The 15,735-nt window shown below is 61.4% G+C and carries 16 protein-coding genes; 2 read left to right on the forward strand and 14 right to left on the reverse strand.

Going from position 1 to position 15,735, the window contains the following annotated elements:
• Positions 1-9: 9 nt before the first annotated feature.
• On the forward strand, positions 10-942 hold the full coding sequence (locus AB4Z46_RS15605) for a MurR/RpiR family transcriptional regulator (RefSeq protein ID WP_442284523.1): 933 nt from the start codon (positions 10-12) through the stop codon (positions 940-942).
• Positions 942-1,802, forward strand: a complete 861-nt coding sequence (locus AB4Z46_RS15610) for an EamA family transporter (RefSeq protein WP_442284418.1) — start codon at positions 942-944, stop codon at positions 1,800-1,802. The genes AB4Z46_RS15605 and AB4Z46_RS15610 overlap by 1 nt, the downstream gene beginning before the upstream one ends.
• A gap of 165 nt (positions 1,803-1,967) precedes the next feature.
• On the opposite strand, the gene AB4Z46_RS15615 is transcribed toward AB4Z46_RS15610, so the two are convergent.
• The 14 genes from AB4Z46_RS15615 to AB4Z46_RS15680 form a co-directional block, all read right to left on the reverse strand.
• Positions 1,968-2,840 carry a LysR substrate-binding domain-containing protein gene (locus AB4Z46_RS15615; protein WP_442284419.1) on the reverse strand — a complete coding sequence of 291 codons (873 nt, stop codon included), beginning with the start codon at positions 2,838-2,840 and terminating at the stop codon, positions 1,968-1,970.
• A 27-nt stretch (positions 2,841-2,867) separates the two neighbouring features.
• Positions 2,868-4,106, reverse strand: a complete 1,239-nt coding sequence (locus tag AB4Z46_RS15620) for an MFS transporter (protein ID WP_442284420.1) — start codon at positions 4,104-4,106, stop codon at positions 2,868-2,870.
• A gap of 228 nt (positions 4,107-4,334) precedes the next feature.
• Positions 4,335-5,057, reverse strand: coding sequence for an ABC transporter ATP-binding protein (locus AB4Z46_RS15625; RefSeq protein WP_442284421.1), 723 nt, complete (start codon positions 5,055-5,057; stop codon positions 4,335-4,337).
• Positions 5,050-5,802, reverse strand: coding sequence for an ABC transporter ATP-binding protein (locus AB4Z46_RS15630; RefSeq protein ID WP_442284422.1), 753 nt, complete (start codon positions 5,800-5,802; stop codon positions 5,050-5,052). The genes AB4Z46_RS15625 and AB4Z46_RS15630 overlap by 8 nt, the downstream gene beginning before the upstream one ends.
• Positions 5,799-6,812 (reverse strand): branched-chain amino acid ABC transporter permease, encoded by a 1,014-nt coding sequence (locus AB4Z46_RS15635; protein WP_442284423.1) that lies wholly within the window; start codon positions 6,810-6,812, stop codon positions 5,799-5,801. The genes AB4Z46_RS15630 and AB4Z46_RS15635 overlap by 4 nt, the downstream gene beginning before the upstream one ends.
• Positions 6,809-7,678: a branched-chain amino acid ABC transporter permease gene (locus AB4Z46_RS15640; RefSeq protein WP_442284424.1), complete on the reverse strand. Its 870-nt coding sequence runs from the start codon at positions 7,676-7,678 to the stop codon at positions 6,809-6,811. Before AB4Z46_RS15640 ends, AB4Z46_RS15635 begins: the two co-directional genes overlap by 4 nt.
• 15 nt (positions 7,679-7,693) lie before the next feature.
• Entirely contained in the window at positions 7,694-8,872 is a 1,179-nt protein-coding gene (locus AB4Z46_RS15645) for an ABC transporter substrate-binding protein (RefSeq protein WP_442284425.1), read from the reverse strand.
• 78 nt (positions 8,873-8,950) lie between these two features.
• Positions 8,951-9,592, reverse strand: a complete 642-nt coding sequence (locus tag AB4Z46_RS15650) for an isochorismatase family protein (RefSeq protein WP_442284426.1) — start codon at positions 9,590-9,592, stop codon at positions 8,951-8,953.
• Positions 9,589-10,632 carry a 2,5-dihydroxypyridine 5,6-dioxygenase gene (locus tag AB4Z46_RS15655; protein WP_442284427.1) on the reverse strand — a complete coding sequence of 348 codons (1,044 nt, stop codon included), beginning with the start codon at positions 10,630-10,632 and terminating at the stop codon, positions 9,589-9,591. The genes AB4Z46_RS15650 and AB4Z46_RS15655 overlap by 4 nt, the downstream gene beginning before the upstream one ends.
• 23 nt (positions 10,633-10,655) lie before the next feature.
• Positions 10,656-11,651, reverse strand: a complete 996-nt coding sequence (locus tag AB4Z46_RS15660) for an amidohydrolase family protein (RefSeq protein ID WP_442284428.1) — start codon at positions 11,649-11,651, stop codon at positions 10,656-10,658.
• A gap of 17 nt (positions 11,652-11,668) precedes the next feature.
• Positions 11,669-12,184 carry an aromatic-ring-hydroxylating dioxygenase subunit beta gene (locus tag AB4Z46_RS15665; protein ID WP_442284429.1) on the reverse strand — a complete coding sequence of 172 codons (516 nt, stop codon included), beginning with the start codon at positions 12,182-12,184 and terminating at the stop codon, positions 11,669-11,671.
• Positions 12,181-13,491: an aromatic ring-hydroxylating oxygenase subunit alpha gene (locus AB4Z46_RS15670; protein ID WP_442284430.1), complete on the reverse strand. Its 1,311-nt coding sequence runs from the start codon at positions 13,489-13,491 to the stop codon at positions 12,181-12,183. Before AB4Z46_RS15670 ends, AB4Z46_RS15665 begins: the two co-directional genes overlap by 4 nt.
• Positions 13,492-13,518: 27 nt before the next feature.
• On the reverse strand, positions 13,519-14,772 hold the full coding sequence (locus AB4Z46_RS15675) for an NAD(P)/FAD-dependent oxidoreductase (protein ID WP_442284431.1): 1,254 nt from the start codon (positions 14,770-14,772) through the stop codon (positions 13,519-13,521).
• Entirely contained in the window at positions 14,769-15,086 is a 318-nt protein-coding gene (locus AB4Z46_RS15680; RefSeq protein WP_442284432.1) for a non-heme iron oxygenase ferredoxin subunit, read from the reverse strand. The genes AB4Z46_RS15675 and AB4Z46_RS15680 overlap by 4 nt, the downstream gene beginning before the upstream one ends.
• Between the last annotated feature and the right edge of the window lie 649 nt (positions 15,087-15,735).

Genomic DNA, 15,735 nt, shown 5'->3' on the forward strand with positions numbered 1-15,735 from the left:
GTTCAGCGTTTGCGCACGCCGTGCTTGCGCTCCTCGCGAGCGCACTGTAATATATTACACATTGTGAAAGAAAATGGTAATAGAGTTTCAGGCGACGCGCCACTGGTGCAGCTGATTGGAAGCATCCAGGCCCGAAGTGGTGACCTCGCGGCCAGCGAGGCGAAGGTCGTCGAGCTACTGCTCGCCGACCCCCTTTTTGTTGGCGCTAGCACGACCGCGCAGGTGGCTGCCCGCGCCGGCGTTTCGCCCCCGAGCGTGATCCGCGCCGCACGTGCAATCGGGTTCAGCGGGTTCACGGAGCTCAAGATCGAGATCGCTCGTGCCCGCGGTACCACCCGGTTCTTCGCGCCGCCTGACGTACTTACCGCGGGTGCAACGACGGCAGCGGTGCTTGAGGCCTCGATCCGCGCAGGCACTGACGCACTGACCGCGCTGGGCGGTGCCCTTGAACTGTCCGCGCTCGACCAGGCGGTCAGCACCATCCACCACGCGCGCCAGGTGATCGCATTCGGAGCCGGCCCCTCTGCGACGGTCGCCGCCGATGCGGTCTTCCGTCTGCGCGCGGTCGGCGTGACGACCATCGGCATCCCGGACCATCTGTCGGCAATGATTGCCACGCGCCTCCTCGGCCCCGGAGACGCTGTCATCGCCGTCAGTTCGACCGGACGCACATCGACGACGCTTGCCATCGCCGACGCGGCGTCTTCTGCCGGCGCCTCGCTCATCGCCGTCACCAACCAGTACGGCACCCCCCTGGCGACGCTCGCGAACATCGCGCTTGTTGTCGGAGGTGCACCATTGCCGGCCCAGATGGCCGCGGCCGGAAGTCGGCTGGCGCAGCTCGTGGTGATTGACGCACTGGTCGCGGCGCTCGCTCTGCGCGACCCGGAGCGCAGCGGCCGCGCGGAACGGGCGGGTATCGACCTGCCCGATATCGGCTGATGCTGCCCGGCACCGTCGCGATGGTCCTCGCCGCGGCCGTCGCCCACGCGGTATGGAACCTGGCCTCGAAGTACAAGCGCGGTGATGCTTTGTTGTTCGTCTGCGCCTATACCTGGGCTTCGGCGCTGCTGTGCATCCCGATCAGCATTGCCTTCGTCGCAAATGGGCAGCAGATGCTCGACTGGCGGCTCGTGGCGAGCGCCTCTGTATCGGCGGTGTTGCACACCGTTTACTCTCTCACCTTGCAGGTTGGCTACGACCGCGCCGAGATGGGGGTGGTCTATCCGGTCGCCCGCGGCACCGGGCCGGTGCTGACGATGCTCTTCGCAATCCTCTTCCTGGGCGAACAGCTCACCGCGGCCGCGATGTTCGGCGCTTCGCTCGTCGTGGTGGGCATTCTCGTAGTCTCCGGCAACCCGTTCAGAAGCGGGAGCCGCCGCCCGCTTCAAGGTTTGCTCTGGGGCGCCGCGACGGGGGCGACCATTGCCTCCTACACGCTCTGGGACGGCTACTCGGTCATCGCGCTGCAATTGGCGCCGCTGAGCTACTACGCTGCCACGCTGCTGCTGCAGAGCCTGATCCTGACCCCAAGCTTGTTGCGCCGACGCCATCGTATTCGAGCGTCCATCCGTGCCGACGCCGTGCCGATCCTCATCGTGGCTGTGTTCTCCCCGCTCGCGTACATCTTGGTTCTCACCGCCATGCTGAAGGCGCCGGTGGCGCTCGTCGCGCCCTTGCGCGAATCGTCCATCGTCATCGGATCGCTCGTAGCGTGCAGACTGTTCCGCGAGGGTCATCTCGTGCGCCGCATCGCCGGCGCGGCGGTCGTGCTGGCCGGAATCGCGGCGACCAGTCTGTGACGCTTTCGTCGAGCCAACTCAGTTGGCGGTAGCAAAGGCTCACAGGTGATGACGGGCTGTACCCAACACGAGTCTGGATGATGGTGCTCGCCGGGTGACGGCAGCCAGCTGAAAAGTGGTACCGAAGTGCGATGGGCAATGGCAGTGCGTCGCCTCGCTTCGCTGCTACCGGACAGAACGGATCCAATCTCGGAACAGCCTCACGGGAGCATCGGCCGCTTTCAGCGGATCGCAGACCAAGTAGTAACCTGATTCCGTTCTCGCGACGTGATCGACGGCTACGACGAGCCGCCCGCTGCGGATGTCATCGTCAACGTACGCGCGCTGGGCGATGGCAACGCCCAATCCATCAGCCGCAGCCTGGTAGCACAACGCCGCATTCGCCAAAGTGATTCCATGCAGGCGCGGGGGATCTACCAGATGAGCGGAGCTGAACCATAGCGACCAGGCTTCTGGCCTCATCATTGAGTGCAGCAGGTTGGCTTGCAGGAGGTCTTGAGGTGTCTGCAAATGCCTGGCCAGGGTTGGTGCGCAGACTGGAAGAAATTCGTCGTCGAAGAGGTGGTCCAACTCGACATCAGTCCACTCTCCCATGCCATGCCGGATCGCGCAGTCAGCGCCCTCGAGCCGGATGTCGTCCGCCACCGCAATCGTTGCGATCTCGATATCAATGTCGGGATGATGCGCGTAGAAGCCGCGCAGACGAGGTACCAACCATCGGATGGCGAGGCTTGGCGTCACCTTAAGACGCAGCCGCCTGTCGAGTTGAATGTCGGCCACGTCGTTCAACRCATCGTTCAGGCGATCGAAGGCATCCGAGACGCGGTGGGCCAGTCGCTTGCCCACCGCAGTAAGCGCGATCTCGCGGCCAGATTTCTGAAACAGCTGCGCTCCGAGCCCGACCTCCAACTGCTTGATCTGCTGGCTGACCGCACCGGGCGTCACATGGAGCACCTGAGCGGCGCGCGTGATCCCCTTGGCGCGACACACTGCGTCGAACACCCGCAGCGGGCCTAGAAGCGCACGGAGGCTGTGCATTGCGACCAAACCGGAGGCTGAGCGAACTCAGCTCTCGCCCGAGCCCGCTGCTGCAACCGTGCCGGTCGCGTGCGCGGCCGGACGCTCCATAAGGCAGATCATTGCAGCTGCAAGCAGCAATCCCGCTGCCAGACAGAGCCAGGAGATATAGCTCCCAGAACTGTCAAAAAGCCGTCCTGCGAGGAATGGGCCGACGCCGGCTCCAATGGCCACCGTGGCATACACGCCTCCGAAGAGGGTGCTGTAGAGGTTCAGTGGAAATCTTCGGCTCACCAGATAGGCCGCCAGGTCGAACTCCGCGCCAACAGCGAAACCTGTCATAAGCAACCCGGGAAGCACCAGCGCCGGTTTGCCCGTTGACAGAAGCAACATGCCGGTTGCAGACAGGGTGAAGAGCGTGGCTGACAAGCGCGCGGCATCGAACATGTCGAGCAGAAGACCGGTGACGATCCGTCCGACGATGACCGCCACGCCAAGGATGCTGGCGAGACCGGCGGCGCGATTCGGGGAAAGCCCGAGGTCGGTGAGCATCGGAACGATGTGCACGATCGTTCCGAAGATGCCGACCGAGCACAGCAGGAAGACTGCGGCAATGCGGAAGAAGCGTGGATCGGCCAGAGCTTTCAGGCTACCTTGGGGCGCGCGGCGACGCCCTTCCTCGACCGGGGCCGCATCCGCGCCCCGGAGGAAGTAGGCGATCAATGGCAGAAGTGCAAGGACCACGGCAGCGAGGCCCAGGTATGTGGCTCGCCAACCAAAGCTGGCGATAGCCGGCGTGACGATCAGCGGTACCAGGATCGCCCCGACGCCGGTTCCGGTAATGGCAATGCCCAGGGCCAGGCCGCGTTGACGAGAAAACTTGCCCACAAGAATCCGTGTGAAGGACAAGGGCGAGGTCGCGCCACCGAGCAGTGTCAGGACTGTGACCAGCGTCAGAAAACTGGCCAAACCCTGTGTCCAAACGCCCAGAAGCAGGAACGACGTGGACAGACCAACCAGGGAGATCAGGGTGACGCGTCGCGCGCCATACCGGTCGATCAGCTGCCCGATGAACGGCGCAGCGCATCCGAGCAGAACGCTGCTGATCAACGAGCCCAGAGACGCGGTGCCTCTAGTCCATCCGAACTCAGCAGCTAGCGGCTTCAGGAACAGACCTGAACTGTAGAAGTAGAGGGACGAGACTCCGCTGGCCAGGCCGAGGAAGCAGCCGAGGACATAACGCCAATGCTGCCGCAGTTCCAAAGGTGCATGAGGAGTGGGCGTCATGTGCAAATCCTTGAATCGAAGTGGAAGTAAATAGAAGAACGAAGGTCGGCACCCTTGCCGACAGAAGTCGACAGCGCCCTTTGCCCGCAATGGCAGTCGAACATGACCGAGAGATCGCTGGCCACAAACTTCGACCGCGGCCAGTCGATTGGCAACGCTCATCGCTCCCCGAGCGAGTGAGCCCTTCGATTGCGGCAAGGTCACCTTGGGCAAGCAATGGACCCGTCTTCAGCACTTCTGGATACCGATGGTTCGGTTCAGCAGCTCCTCCTCGTCGCGCAGCGCTGCCGCTGAGCCGGAGTAAGCGGCGACGCCGCGCTCCAGAACGATGACGTTCGTGGAGAACTCGAGGACCACGTCCACGTGCTGCTCCACGAGGACGCAGCCGACGCCCAGCTGATCGCTCATCCGAACGATAGCATCCATCAACTCCTCGCGCACCATCGGGGCCAGACCTTCCAGCGGCTCGTCGAGCAGCAGGATGCGGGGCTGGCCGACGAGTGCCCGGGCCACGGACAGCATTTGCTGCTCGCCGCCCGAAAGCTGCGTGCCGCCGTTGCGTCGCCGCTCCTTGAGCCGCGGAAACAGTGCATAGATCGGCGGTAGGGCAACGCTCGCCGAGCGTCCCTGCAGGCCCGACAGCAGGTTCTCCTCAACCGTCAGTGAGGGGAAGATATCGCGGCTCTGCGGTACGTAGCCGAGGCCGGCTCGCGCGCGCGCATACGTGCTCGCACCGCTGATGTCGTCGGCGCCGAAGTGAATGCGCCCCCTCATCAGGTCGGCCAGGCCCATCGCCGTCGCAAGCGTCGTTGTCTTGCCAGCGCCGTTGCGCCCAATCAGACCAAGGCGCTCGCCTTCGCGTACGCTAAAGCTGAGATGCTCGACGACCGGCAGGCCGCCATAGCCAGCCGTTACGTCCTCAAACCTGAGTGCAATGGTGGGCTTAGGCATGACCGTCTCGTCCGAAGTAGATTTGTTTGACTTGTTCGTTGGCGGCGACTTCTTGGGGCGGCCCTTCGGCCATCACCGAACCGGCGACCAGGACGATGATGTGCGAAGCGAACCGAAACACCAGGTCCATGTCGTGCTCGATGAGCAGGACAGACAGATCCTTCGGCAAACTATCGATGGCGTCCATGATGCGGCCGCCTTCTCCTTGTGGTACGCCTGCGCCCGGCTCATCAAGGAGCAACACCTGGGGCCTCATCGCGAGTGCCAGGGCGATCTCTGCAAGCCGCTGCTCGCCAAGTGCCAGTTGCCCCACCACCCGATTCGCATAGGGGTGCAGCCCCAGCATGCCGAGCGTCTCGTAGACCTCTTCGTGAACTCGTGCGGAACGCGTCGGCGAGGGCCACCACTGCATGGAGGCCCGGTGTCGCTGCAACACGGCGACCTTGACGTTGTCCGCGACGGTCAGGTCTTTGAACAGGCGGCTAATCTGAAACGTGCGAACGATGCCACTGCGCACGCGTGCGTACTGCGGCAGCTGGACGATCGAGTGGCCATCCAGCTGGATGTCACCGGATTGCGGGCGCAATGCCCCGCTCAGCAGGTTGACCAAAGTCGTCTTGCCGGCACCGTTCGGACCGATCAATGCCGTGCGGGCTCCTTGGGGGAGGGACAACGTGACGTTCTGTGTGACGGCCAGGCCGCCAAAAGAGTGACAGAGGTTGTGGGTTTGCAGTCGATGGGTCATTTGGCTCCCCCGCTGTCGCCAAGCCGCTTGGCGTACATCACGGCCCGGTCCAGAAGCCCGATCAAGCCTTCAGGCAAAACGATGAGTACGACAATCAGCATCGACCCGATGAAGAACAACCAGTGATACGGGTTCAATGTCGATGCGATGTGGTGGATGGTCATGTACGCGACGGTACCGAGCACGGCGCCCGACAGACGGCGCGTGCCACCCAGCACGATCATGACCACGACACCCGCCGACGTCGTGAAATCCAGCATGAAGAGATTCGCCACTTTGCTGGTTTGTGCTGTCAATGCGCCAGCCAGCCCCGCCACGATGCCGCCGACGGTGTAGACGGCCAGCAAGTGCAAGTAGACGCGCCCCCCCAGCGCCTGAACCCGTCCGGGGTCCTGCCGGATCGCCTTGGCCGTCAGACCGAACGGCGATTCCACCAGGTTGCGTACGAGGAAGTACACCAGCACCAGCGCGCCCAAGGCATAGAAATAGCCGGTGTGGCCCAGGAAGTTGAATTCCCAGATGCCGAACAGGGGACCGATGTTGAAGCCGGCAAGACCGTCGTCGCCGCCAGTGAGCCATCTTGCCCAGTTGGCCAGTTCAAGCAGCAGTTGGGCTACCGCGATGGTCAGCATGACCAGGGTGAGCTTGGTCGACCGCAGCATCACGGCGCCGCTCAGCAGCGCGATCACGCCGCCACCCAGGCCGCCAAGCAGCATCCCGACAATCGGATCTGCCGTCAGATACAGCGCAGTCCAGCCCGCGACGTAAGCGCCGCCGCCGTACAGCGCGGCCTGCCCCAAGGTCGCAATGCCGGCCTGGCCGAGCACGAGACTCAACGACAGCGCAAAGATGGACATGGTCGCCATGTTGGTCAGCAACCCGAGGTCCTGCGGGAACAGCGCGAAGGCCAGCAGCCCCACCAGCGTCAGCACGAGCTCTACACGGAGTTGCATCAACGGACCGGCGCGAGACGGTGCGGTCACCGTCATTGGCGCATCAACCGCGCTCATGCGTGTCTCCCGAACAGCCCTTGCGGTCGTACCAGCAAGACGATGATCATCGTCAGGAAAAACGCAGCCGATGCGAGCTGAGGGACCATGTACTTCATCGAGGTTTCCACAATGCCAAGCAGCAATGCTGCAAAGAATGAGCCAAACAGATTTCCGTTACCTCCAACGGCGACAACGGCCAGGAGGATCACCAGGTATTTGGAGGCGTAGGTCGGCTCCATCGGCAGCAGCTCCGCACCGGCGATGCCACCCAGCGCCGCGAGAGCGGCGCCAATCGCAAAGGTTGCTGCGTAGATCTTCGTCGTATCGATGCCGATGGCCCGTGCGATGGGCGCGTTATCGACTGCAGCACGCACCCGAATGCCAAAAGACGATCTGTCCACAGCCAGCCAGAGAACGGTGACGACAACGAACCCGCAGGCGACGACGATGAGTCGATGCCGAGGGACGGAGCGAAAGCCTAGGTCCACCGTGCCGTTGAATGCCTCTGGCAGCGCTACGGTTGTCACAGAGGACCCAAACAACAGGTTCACCGCGGCAGTCGCGACAAACATCAGCCCGATCGTCACCAGCATCTGATCGAGATCGTCGCGTCGATAGAAGCGTCGGAGCAGGATGCGCTCGAATAGCAGCGCAACCAGGCCGACCAAGGCGATTGCCAGCATGAAGCCGACCCAGATCGGCACGCCCAGGCTCTGCGGGATCGTGGCGGCGAGAAACCCGCCAAGCATCGCGAAGGCGCCATGGGCCAGATTCACAACCCGCATCAGACCCATGGTCATTGACAGGCCCACTGTGATCATGAACAGGATCATCGCGTATGCGATTCCGTCGACCAGAATGCTGCTGAGAAGCGCAAGAGACATGCTGCAGCCTCTGCGTCACTTGGACACGTTTTGAGTGCGTCCGTAGTCAGGTTGCATCTCGAAAGTCCGGAATTCCCGATTGACGTATCGTCCAGACGGGTCCTTTTCGACCACGCGCATGTAGACGTTTTGCACAAGCTCGCGAGAGACCGGGTCGATCTTCACCGGGCCACGCGGGCTTTCCCAAGAATGGCCCTTTGCGCTGGCAAGCGCCTTGGCGCCATCCCGCTTCCCATCCGTAGCCTTCACCATGTGATAAATCACATGCAGACCGTCAAAGGCGTTCACAAGCTGAACGGTCGGGATGGCCTTGGGAGCAACTTCGCTCAGGGTCTTGACAACAGCATTGTTCAGAGGCGAGTTGTGCGATGCCGAATAGAACATGCCAGTCTCGATTCCGAGCAGATCCGGGCCAATCGCTCGCAGTTGATCCTCATCGGTCTCGCCAGTACCGAGAAAGCGGACGCCAGCCGCCCTCAATCCAGCCTCGTTGTATGCCTTGACCATCGCGTAGGTCGCGGGGCCGCCGGGGGCAAAGACGTAGAGGGCATCGGGCTTGAGCGCCTTCACACGCTGCATCAGGGGGCCAAAGTCAGTCGTCTTCAGCGGAGCACGGATTCCCTCGAGCAACTTGCCTCCACCGCTGACGAACGCTGTGGTGAAGGCCTTCTCGGCATCGAGACCGGGACCGAAGTCGCTGACCAACGTGACGACATTCTTGACGTTCTTTTCCAGCGCGTACTTGGCCACAGGGACGGCCATCTGTGGCAAGGTGTATGAGGTGCGCAGCAGGTAGTCCGACTTGTCGAGAAGCGACGAAGTTGACGCGTTGAAGATCACGACTGGCACCTTGGCCTCTTGCGCGAGCGCAGCGACAGCCAATGTGTCGGGCGTGAAATAGAGGCCAGCGATGTATTGGGCGCCCTCCTTGATAACGAGTTCCTGCGCCAGTGCCTTGGCTTGCGCCGGGTTGATCTCCGGAAGATCGCGGTAGATGACTTCAATCGTGTGCCCCCCCGCCGTTGTGCCATGCAGCTTTTGGTACGCTTTGGTCGCACCCTCCCAGGTTTGCCCCACAGCTGAGAACGGTCCGGACATCGGTGCGATGACACCAACCTTGATGACGTCGGCCCGGGCCTGAAACGCGATCGTCGCGAGTGAAACCGCCAATGCGGCAACGAATTTAATAGTCATTTGTTCTCCAAGTAGTGGGGGTTCTGGCACCGTATGCACCAGGTTTTTGACGGAAGTGACGGGACTTTTAAGTGGGTATCAGGCTGAGGCGCCGTGTTCTATCGCGGTGGTCGCTTCAAGGGCAACATCACGGGGCATCAACGTCGCGTACTTCTGATTCATGTCGAAAAGATTGGCGTCGTGCGCCTGCAGCGACCTGTCGCCCACGCAGTCGGTGACAACGAGGGGTCGAAATCCGTGGCACATTGCGTCGACCACACTGGCGCGGACACAGCCGCTGGTTGTGCATCCTGCAATTAGCAGGGTCCGTACACCGCGTTGAGACAGCCAGGCGGCCAGCGAAGTCCCAAAAAAGGCCGAGGGATTGGTTTTTCGCAGCACCAGCTCGCCGCCCTTGGGCTGTAGATGCGGCACGATTTGGCTTTCCCGCGCATCCTCCCGCAGGGCAAGAATGGGGGGGACTTTGAGCGCGAAGATGTTGGCGTCGGCGCCATCGTCTTGGTACACGACCCGTGTGTGCACGATCGGCCATTTGCGCGTGCGCGCTTCAGCAAGAAGGCCGCGCGTGCATTCGATGGCGGGATCGATGTTGCCGCCGCCAAACGTAAGCGGATCAGCGAAGCCATTGATGAAGTCGATGATCAGCAGGCCATACGGTGCCTTGGGCGCCACGGTGTTGCCGAAACCCTGCTTTTGGTAGATGTCTTGATCGACGCTCATTGAAAAGCCTCGTCGATCACCTTGCCATCGCGAACCACGACTATGTCATCTAGCTTCACCGTGCAATTGCGCAGTGGAATGTCCAGGTGACAAGGCGTTGTGCGAGGGCCGCCGGCCTCGTTGTTCGGCCCCAGCGAGAACAAGAAATTGCCTTCGAACGAGCGAGCATCCTGGCCGGTTGTCGCCTCGCGGTCCATCAGCGACAGCGTGTGCCAGTAGCAACGTGGCTGCATCCCCCAGCCGATGTGCGCTATGGCGTAGGCCTCGGGATCCTTGTAGGCCTCCATGAATTCGCGCAGCAGGGCAGCATCGACGTCACCTTCGATGCTGCGCACGAAACCGTCGCGCAGATTCAAGGTAATCTTGTCCGAAACGTAGTTCTTCTGCGGCAGCAGGATGTCGCCGCGATCAATCACGATGGTGCCGTCGCTCCCGCCTTCGTTGGCGAAGGTAAAGAGGAAGCCGCTTGGCCAGTGATCCCAGCGCCCGGGTTCCTCGCAAAACCCGTACTCGCAGATGATCGGAAACTCGCCGAGCTGGAAAGTCACGTCCGTGCCGGCTGGCGAGGTCACGTGCATCTTCTTTGCTTTTTTAAGCAGCTTCGATGCCTCCAACACGCGCGTGCGATCAGCTTCGGTGGGCACTGCCCTCACCAGTACCTCGGGCGGCTCCACGGCCAGGAGGATCTTCGTTCCGGACTCGAGAATTTCCATCTGTTCGGGCGAGAACAGCAGCAGCATCAGGTCTAGGACGAGGTCGCTGTTCTTCATCGCCGCGAGTGCGACTGGATTGTTGGTAAGGGGAGTTTCGCCCAGGTAGTTCATCAGATCGCGGCTGGTGGCTTTCTCCGCGTTGATGGGCTGCAACTCGATCTTGGTTACGATCGCGCCGGCGGCCTGAGCTGCAATCGTCGCAGTCTGCAGCGTTTGCGGATGCGTGTGGGGGCCGCACAGGATCGAGACCTTTTGTCCGCGCTCCACCTTGCTGAGCTTCAGAACCTCGTCCCAAGCCTTGACCATTTGATAATCGCTAACTGGCATTTTTCGTCCTTTGGAAAGAAGTGTTAGAACTGCAGGAGCGCAAGGTCTTCCGGGCTGCCTAGCTTGAAGAGCCGGCGCGCATTGCCATGGCACACCTGCGCACGGGTTTTGTCGTCTAGCGGCGCTTCCTCGATGAAGGTGCAGGCCTCGGCGGTTGACTCGTACGGGTAGTCCACCGAAAAGAGCACAGCCTGCGCGCCAAGCTCGCCAATCGCACCCAACAGTGACGGCGCAGAGCAGACGCCAGAGGTTGTGATCAGAATGTTGCTGCCGATGTACTCGCTGGGTTTGCGCGCCAGCTTGATGCCCGATGGATACGCGGCGAAGCGGCTGTCCATGCGCCAGCGCTGGTACGGCAGGGCCTCCCCCATGTGGCCCAACAGCAGGGTCAGGCGCGGGAATCGGTCGAACACCCCGCCGAACAGCAGGCGCAATGCATGGCCTGCCGTTTCCACGCCCCATCCCCAGGCGGCTCCTTGGAGCACCGGCATGCCTTCCAGCAGAGCCGGTGGTTGACTGAACGCGTTGGGATGCAGATAGATGGGCACGCCGAGCGCCTGCGCGCGCTCCCAGAACACATCGAATTCGCCACGTTCGTAGTAGCGACCCAAGGTGTGGCCGTTGATCATCGCGCCTTTGAAGCCAAATTCGACCACAGTGCGTTCCAACTCTTCGGCTGCGGCCGTGGGATCCTGCAGTGCCACGTGGGCAAAGGCGCCGAAGCGTCGCGGATGGCGCGCCACGCGCTCGACGAGGAACTCGTTGTTCTCGCGCGCCCGGCGGATGGCGATGGCGCGATCCACCTCAGCCTGTACACCAGGCATCGTTTGCGACAGCACGACGTATTCGATGTTTCCTGCATCCATCTCCGCAAGGCGCTGATCGTCGAAGTCGGTCAGCTTGGCGTCGAGCTTGGCGACGAATTCGGCTGGCAGCGCTCGCGTGTATTTGGCAGAGTACTCGTCGAAGCCGGGAGCGGAGAAGTGCTCCTCTAGCGCAATTTTCGGGGTTTGATTCATAGTCGTCCTAGGTGGCCTCAGACCGGATATGCCAAGGCGGTGTCAAGAATTTCCGTGTCGTGCACCACTTCGCGGCTGGCAATTCGCAGCCGATCGCCTTCGCGCACAAAACGGTCGTGATAGATGCCAGCCAAATGCACCGTGGAAGGGCCCTCGACCAGGGTCTGCATCAAGATAAAGGGCGTTTGGGAGCCGATCGTGTTTCCCGTCTCCTGCAGTACTCGCGTGATCCCCAATACATGCAGCATGTGCCGCGGCGCGAACATCTGCGAGTGCGCGACGGCAAGGGCGCGATCAATGATCATGTTGAGACCCTCGCAGTAGACGAGTCCCACGGGCATGTTCAGAAGCGCGTTCTGGCGCGAGGTAATGCGGTACGTCGCTTCCTCGCTGAAGAAGTCGGGCCAACGTTCGACGTCGTTCGCGTCCAGGGCGGCGCAGTACTCGACATGAAAAGACTCGATCTCGGCGCGCAGCTCGGCCGCTCGCTTGGGCGAAATCGTGGACGTGGCGTAGGCGAGTCGCTCTTTCATGCTGCGCTCTCCGCGACACGGATGTCCATGACGCCTCGGTAGTATTGGTAGAGGGAGCGGATGCAGGACTCCGAGATGAGATTGCGTGCCGTGCCTTGATGGCCAGAATCGAGCTTGACGACGTTGTTGTTCGTAGACGAGTTGCGCAGGCCTTCTTGCACGAACTTCAATGCCTCGTTGTCCTCAAGGCCCAGGAAGCCGGAAGGGCCCATCAAGTTGCCCTGCCGCAGGCGGTGCCGCGTCATTTCGGGGGTGTCATCTTCATAGCCGAACATCGTCCACTGCATCACCATGCTGTTCGGACCGTTCGGGATGATCTGGCGCACACCCATGGTGTTCATCTGGCGCTGAACGATCAGATTCGGCCACATGGTCATCATGTTGGCGGACCAGGGCGACTTGAACTCTCGTACGTAGTCCAGGAACCGTTCGTCGCGCAGCCTGAGGTTGTCACTGAACGATCGCATCTCTGCTTTGTCGTCGGCGGCAACGGTGGCATAGATCTCGTCTGGCTTGGCCGAAGCCATGAAGCCGTGGCGGCCATGTTCCCTATCTGCGAACACGATCGACTTGATGCCAGGCACCAGCAGGCCAAACACCACGAGAAATGAATGCAGCAGCGTCGCGTGGTACGGATCCTTGAGGTTCTCGTGGTACATCTTCCAATTGCACGGAAGCTCGTTGCGGCAATAGCCCAAGATCTTGAGTTTCTTGCCCGAGAAGGGGACATCGAACTCCTCGACGATCTCCTTGGTCATGTACTCTTCCAGCGGAGGGGTCTTGTCGGAGTAGGTGGCGAACACCACGCCGTTGCGTGTGGCCACGCGCAACTGGCGCGTGCCGTGGTCGGCGTTCTTGAAGTCCGCCGGCATGCCGCCCACCTTGTTGATGCCGCGCTTGAAAGGAACGCCCTGCAGGTTCCCCTTGAGGTCGTACGACCATTGGTGATACGGGCAGACAAATTCCTTCGTATTCCCCTGGCTGGAGCGGCAGAATTCGGCACCGCGATGGGCGCAGCGATTCTCGAAGACGGAGATCGTGTTGTCCTCTGCACGGACGATCACCACGGCCGTGGCGCCGACGTAACCGCGTTTGTAGTCGCCCGGATTTGGAATCTCCGCTTCCAGGGCGACGAAGTTCCAGGTGTTCCCCCGAAAGATGCGCTCGATCTCCTGGTCATAGATGGCCTGACTGGTGTAGACCCAGTCCGGGATGTTGTTCAGGGCGTCCGCTGGCCAGACACACTGCTCCAATGGCGGGTTCTTTCGGGCATTTGTAATGCCGATGACCGCCTGTGATTGATACATGGAAGCTCCTTAGGCTTTGAAAGGTGGTTAAACGGTCGCGTCGGCGTCGGCTTGCATCTGCTTGGCCCATGCGCGTAGATTGATGGTGTCCAGCTGAAAGTCCTCCAACTGCACGGGTTGCCGACGATTGAAAAGAGGGCGTATCGCTCGCAGATCAGAGCCTGCATTGATGGCCACGCCGTGTAGCGGAACAGAACCCCGATGGCCAATCCACAGCACCTTGTCTTCGGCCGGGTCGCCGCGGCGCACATATTCAAGATCGGGGGCCGGCAGGCCAAGCACCTGTATGTTGTGTTTTCCTTGGTCGGTCCAGAACCACGGTACCGCCGGGCCTGGAAGAGGAGCGCCGAGCATGGCGGCGGCCGCAGTGCGCGCCTGCTCATTCGCGTTCTGCCATGATTCCAGGCGCGTTGGCGCAATTTGGCCTGGGCGCTGTTGGCTGGTGCAGTCGCCGCACGCGAACACGTGTTCGTTGCTGGTGCGGCAAGTCGCGTCTACCAGAATGCCACCGCCTGCCGCAATCTCGAGGCCCGCATCGCGGGCAAGAGCGTCGTTGGGCAAGAGACCGATTGCGACGATCACCTCATCAACTTCAAGATCGCCGACGTCGGTGATCAAGCGCATGCGACCACTTGGCAGTGAATGGACGTCGCTGAGGGAGACCCCGAGCAGGATCTGTGCGCCTGCATCCCGCAATCCAGATTCCAACCATGCCGACGCCTCTGGTGGCAGAAAGCGGTCGAGCAGGGTTGCTGCGCGCTCGAGGACTGTCACCGCCGCTCCTGCCGAGAGTGCGGAGTTTGCAATTTCGAGGCCAAGAAAGCCGCCGCCCAGAATTGCGACTTGCGGCTTGACCTGAAGGGCGGCTCGCAGCCGTCGCGCATCATCAAGGGTGCGGAGGTAGTGCACGCGGGGATTGGCAGGCGGGGCGGATGCGAGTGTGTTGGCCTCCCCGCCTGTAGCGATCAGACACATCTCGTACTCGAGCACCTGACCGTCGGCAAGGCGGACATGCTGCTGGGCTAGATCCAACGCAACAGCGTCACTACCACTCAGTAGAACAATGTCGCTGCGGGTCCAAGACTCTTCGGTGAGTACTTCGAGCCTAGGCTCTTCAGTTGCCACCAGCACGGCCTTAGACAATGGCGGCCGCTCATAAGGTTTATGTCGCTCCCGGCCCAGCATAGTGATGCGTCCCCGGTAGCCATGCTCGCGCAGAGAGTGTGCGGCGACGGCCGCCGATTGACCAGCGCCAACGATGACGACTCCAGGTGACGTCATTTGCCGACCGGCGACAACACGTAGATGTGGTCGCCCTCCCGCTTCACGGCATGAGTGCGCAGGTCCACGGTGACCGGTGCACACATCGCCTTGCCGGTGCGAATATCAAAACGGCCTTGATGCAATGGGCATTCAACACATCCGTCTTCCACGAAACCTTCTGACAGCAGGGCCGTGGCATGCGTGCACATGCTGTCGGTAGCGAAGAACTCGTCTTCGATCCGGTACAGCGCGACGCCGTAGCCAGCGACGTTGACCGTCTTCGCTTCATCGTTGCTCAGCTCTTGCGCTGAGGCGACCTTGATCCAATCCATGGCTCCATCCTGTAGTTTCAGCACTCAAAAAAATACTCAGTGAACTGTCATAATAGTGAGGTTGTTGGGTATTTTCAAGCACGGGTTTGTACTCGGTAGCGCTGCACCAGATTGGATTCGCAAACCGGGGTTAGAGGCCAATATGGGGCTGTTTCATTGGGAAGATGCACCAGGAAAGAGAGGCCGGCTGTTAGGGTTTGCGTCAACAAGTCTCGGCTTCCCATGCTGGTCTGTCAGACGTATACTTGTGCCAGTGCACTGGCATAACGGGGCATAGAGGCTCGATGACCTGCGTTGGCAACCATGGTGCGGTGTGATGCAGTTCGGCGGGCTAGCGTCCGGTTTCTGTGTCCCGGTCGCTTTAGGGAGGTGCTTGAATGCATCGTCGCAAGTTCCTAGACAAGATCGCCGTTGCGGGTAGTAGGGTGTCGCAGTGCTCGCGGAGCCGCATGCACAGCCGGTCGCGCTGTGGCTTATGGCAACAGGTTGGCTCAAGGGCTTGGGTCACATCTCGTGGACGTCGAGTTCTTGTGCAAGCGCGTAGTCGAATTGGTAGGTGGCGATTTGGAGATCAAGTGGTCGCCCGAGGAAGTCGTGCCTCGATTCAGTCATTGATGTGGGGAGTAACGCGCAACGGGGAATGCGATCA

Origin of the sequence: Variovorax sp. M-6, from assembly GCF_052114385.1 — a bacterium.
Taxonomy (GTDB): domain Bacteria; phylum Pseudomonadota; class Gammaproteobacteria; order Burkholderiales; family Burkholderiaceae_C; genus Variovorax.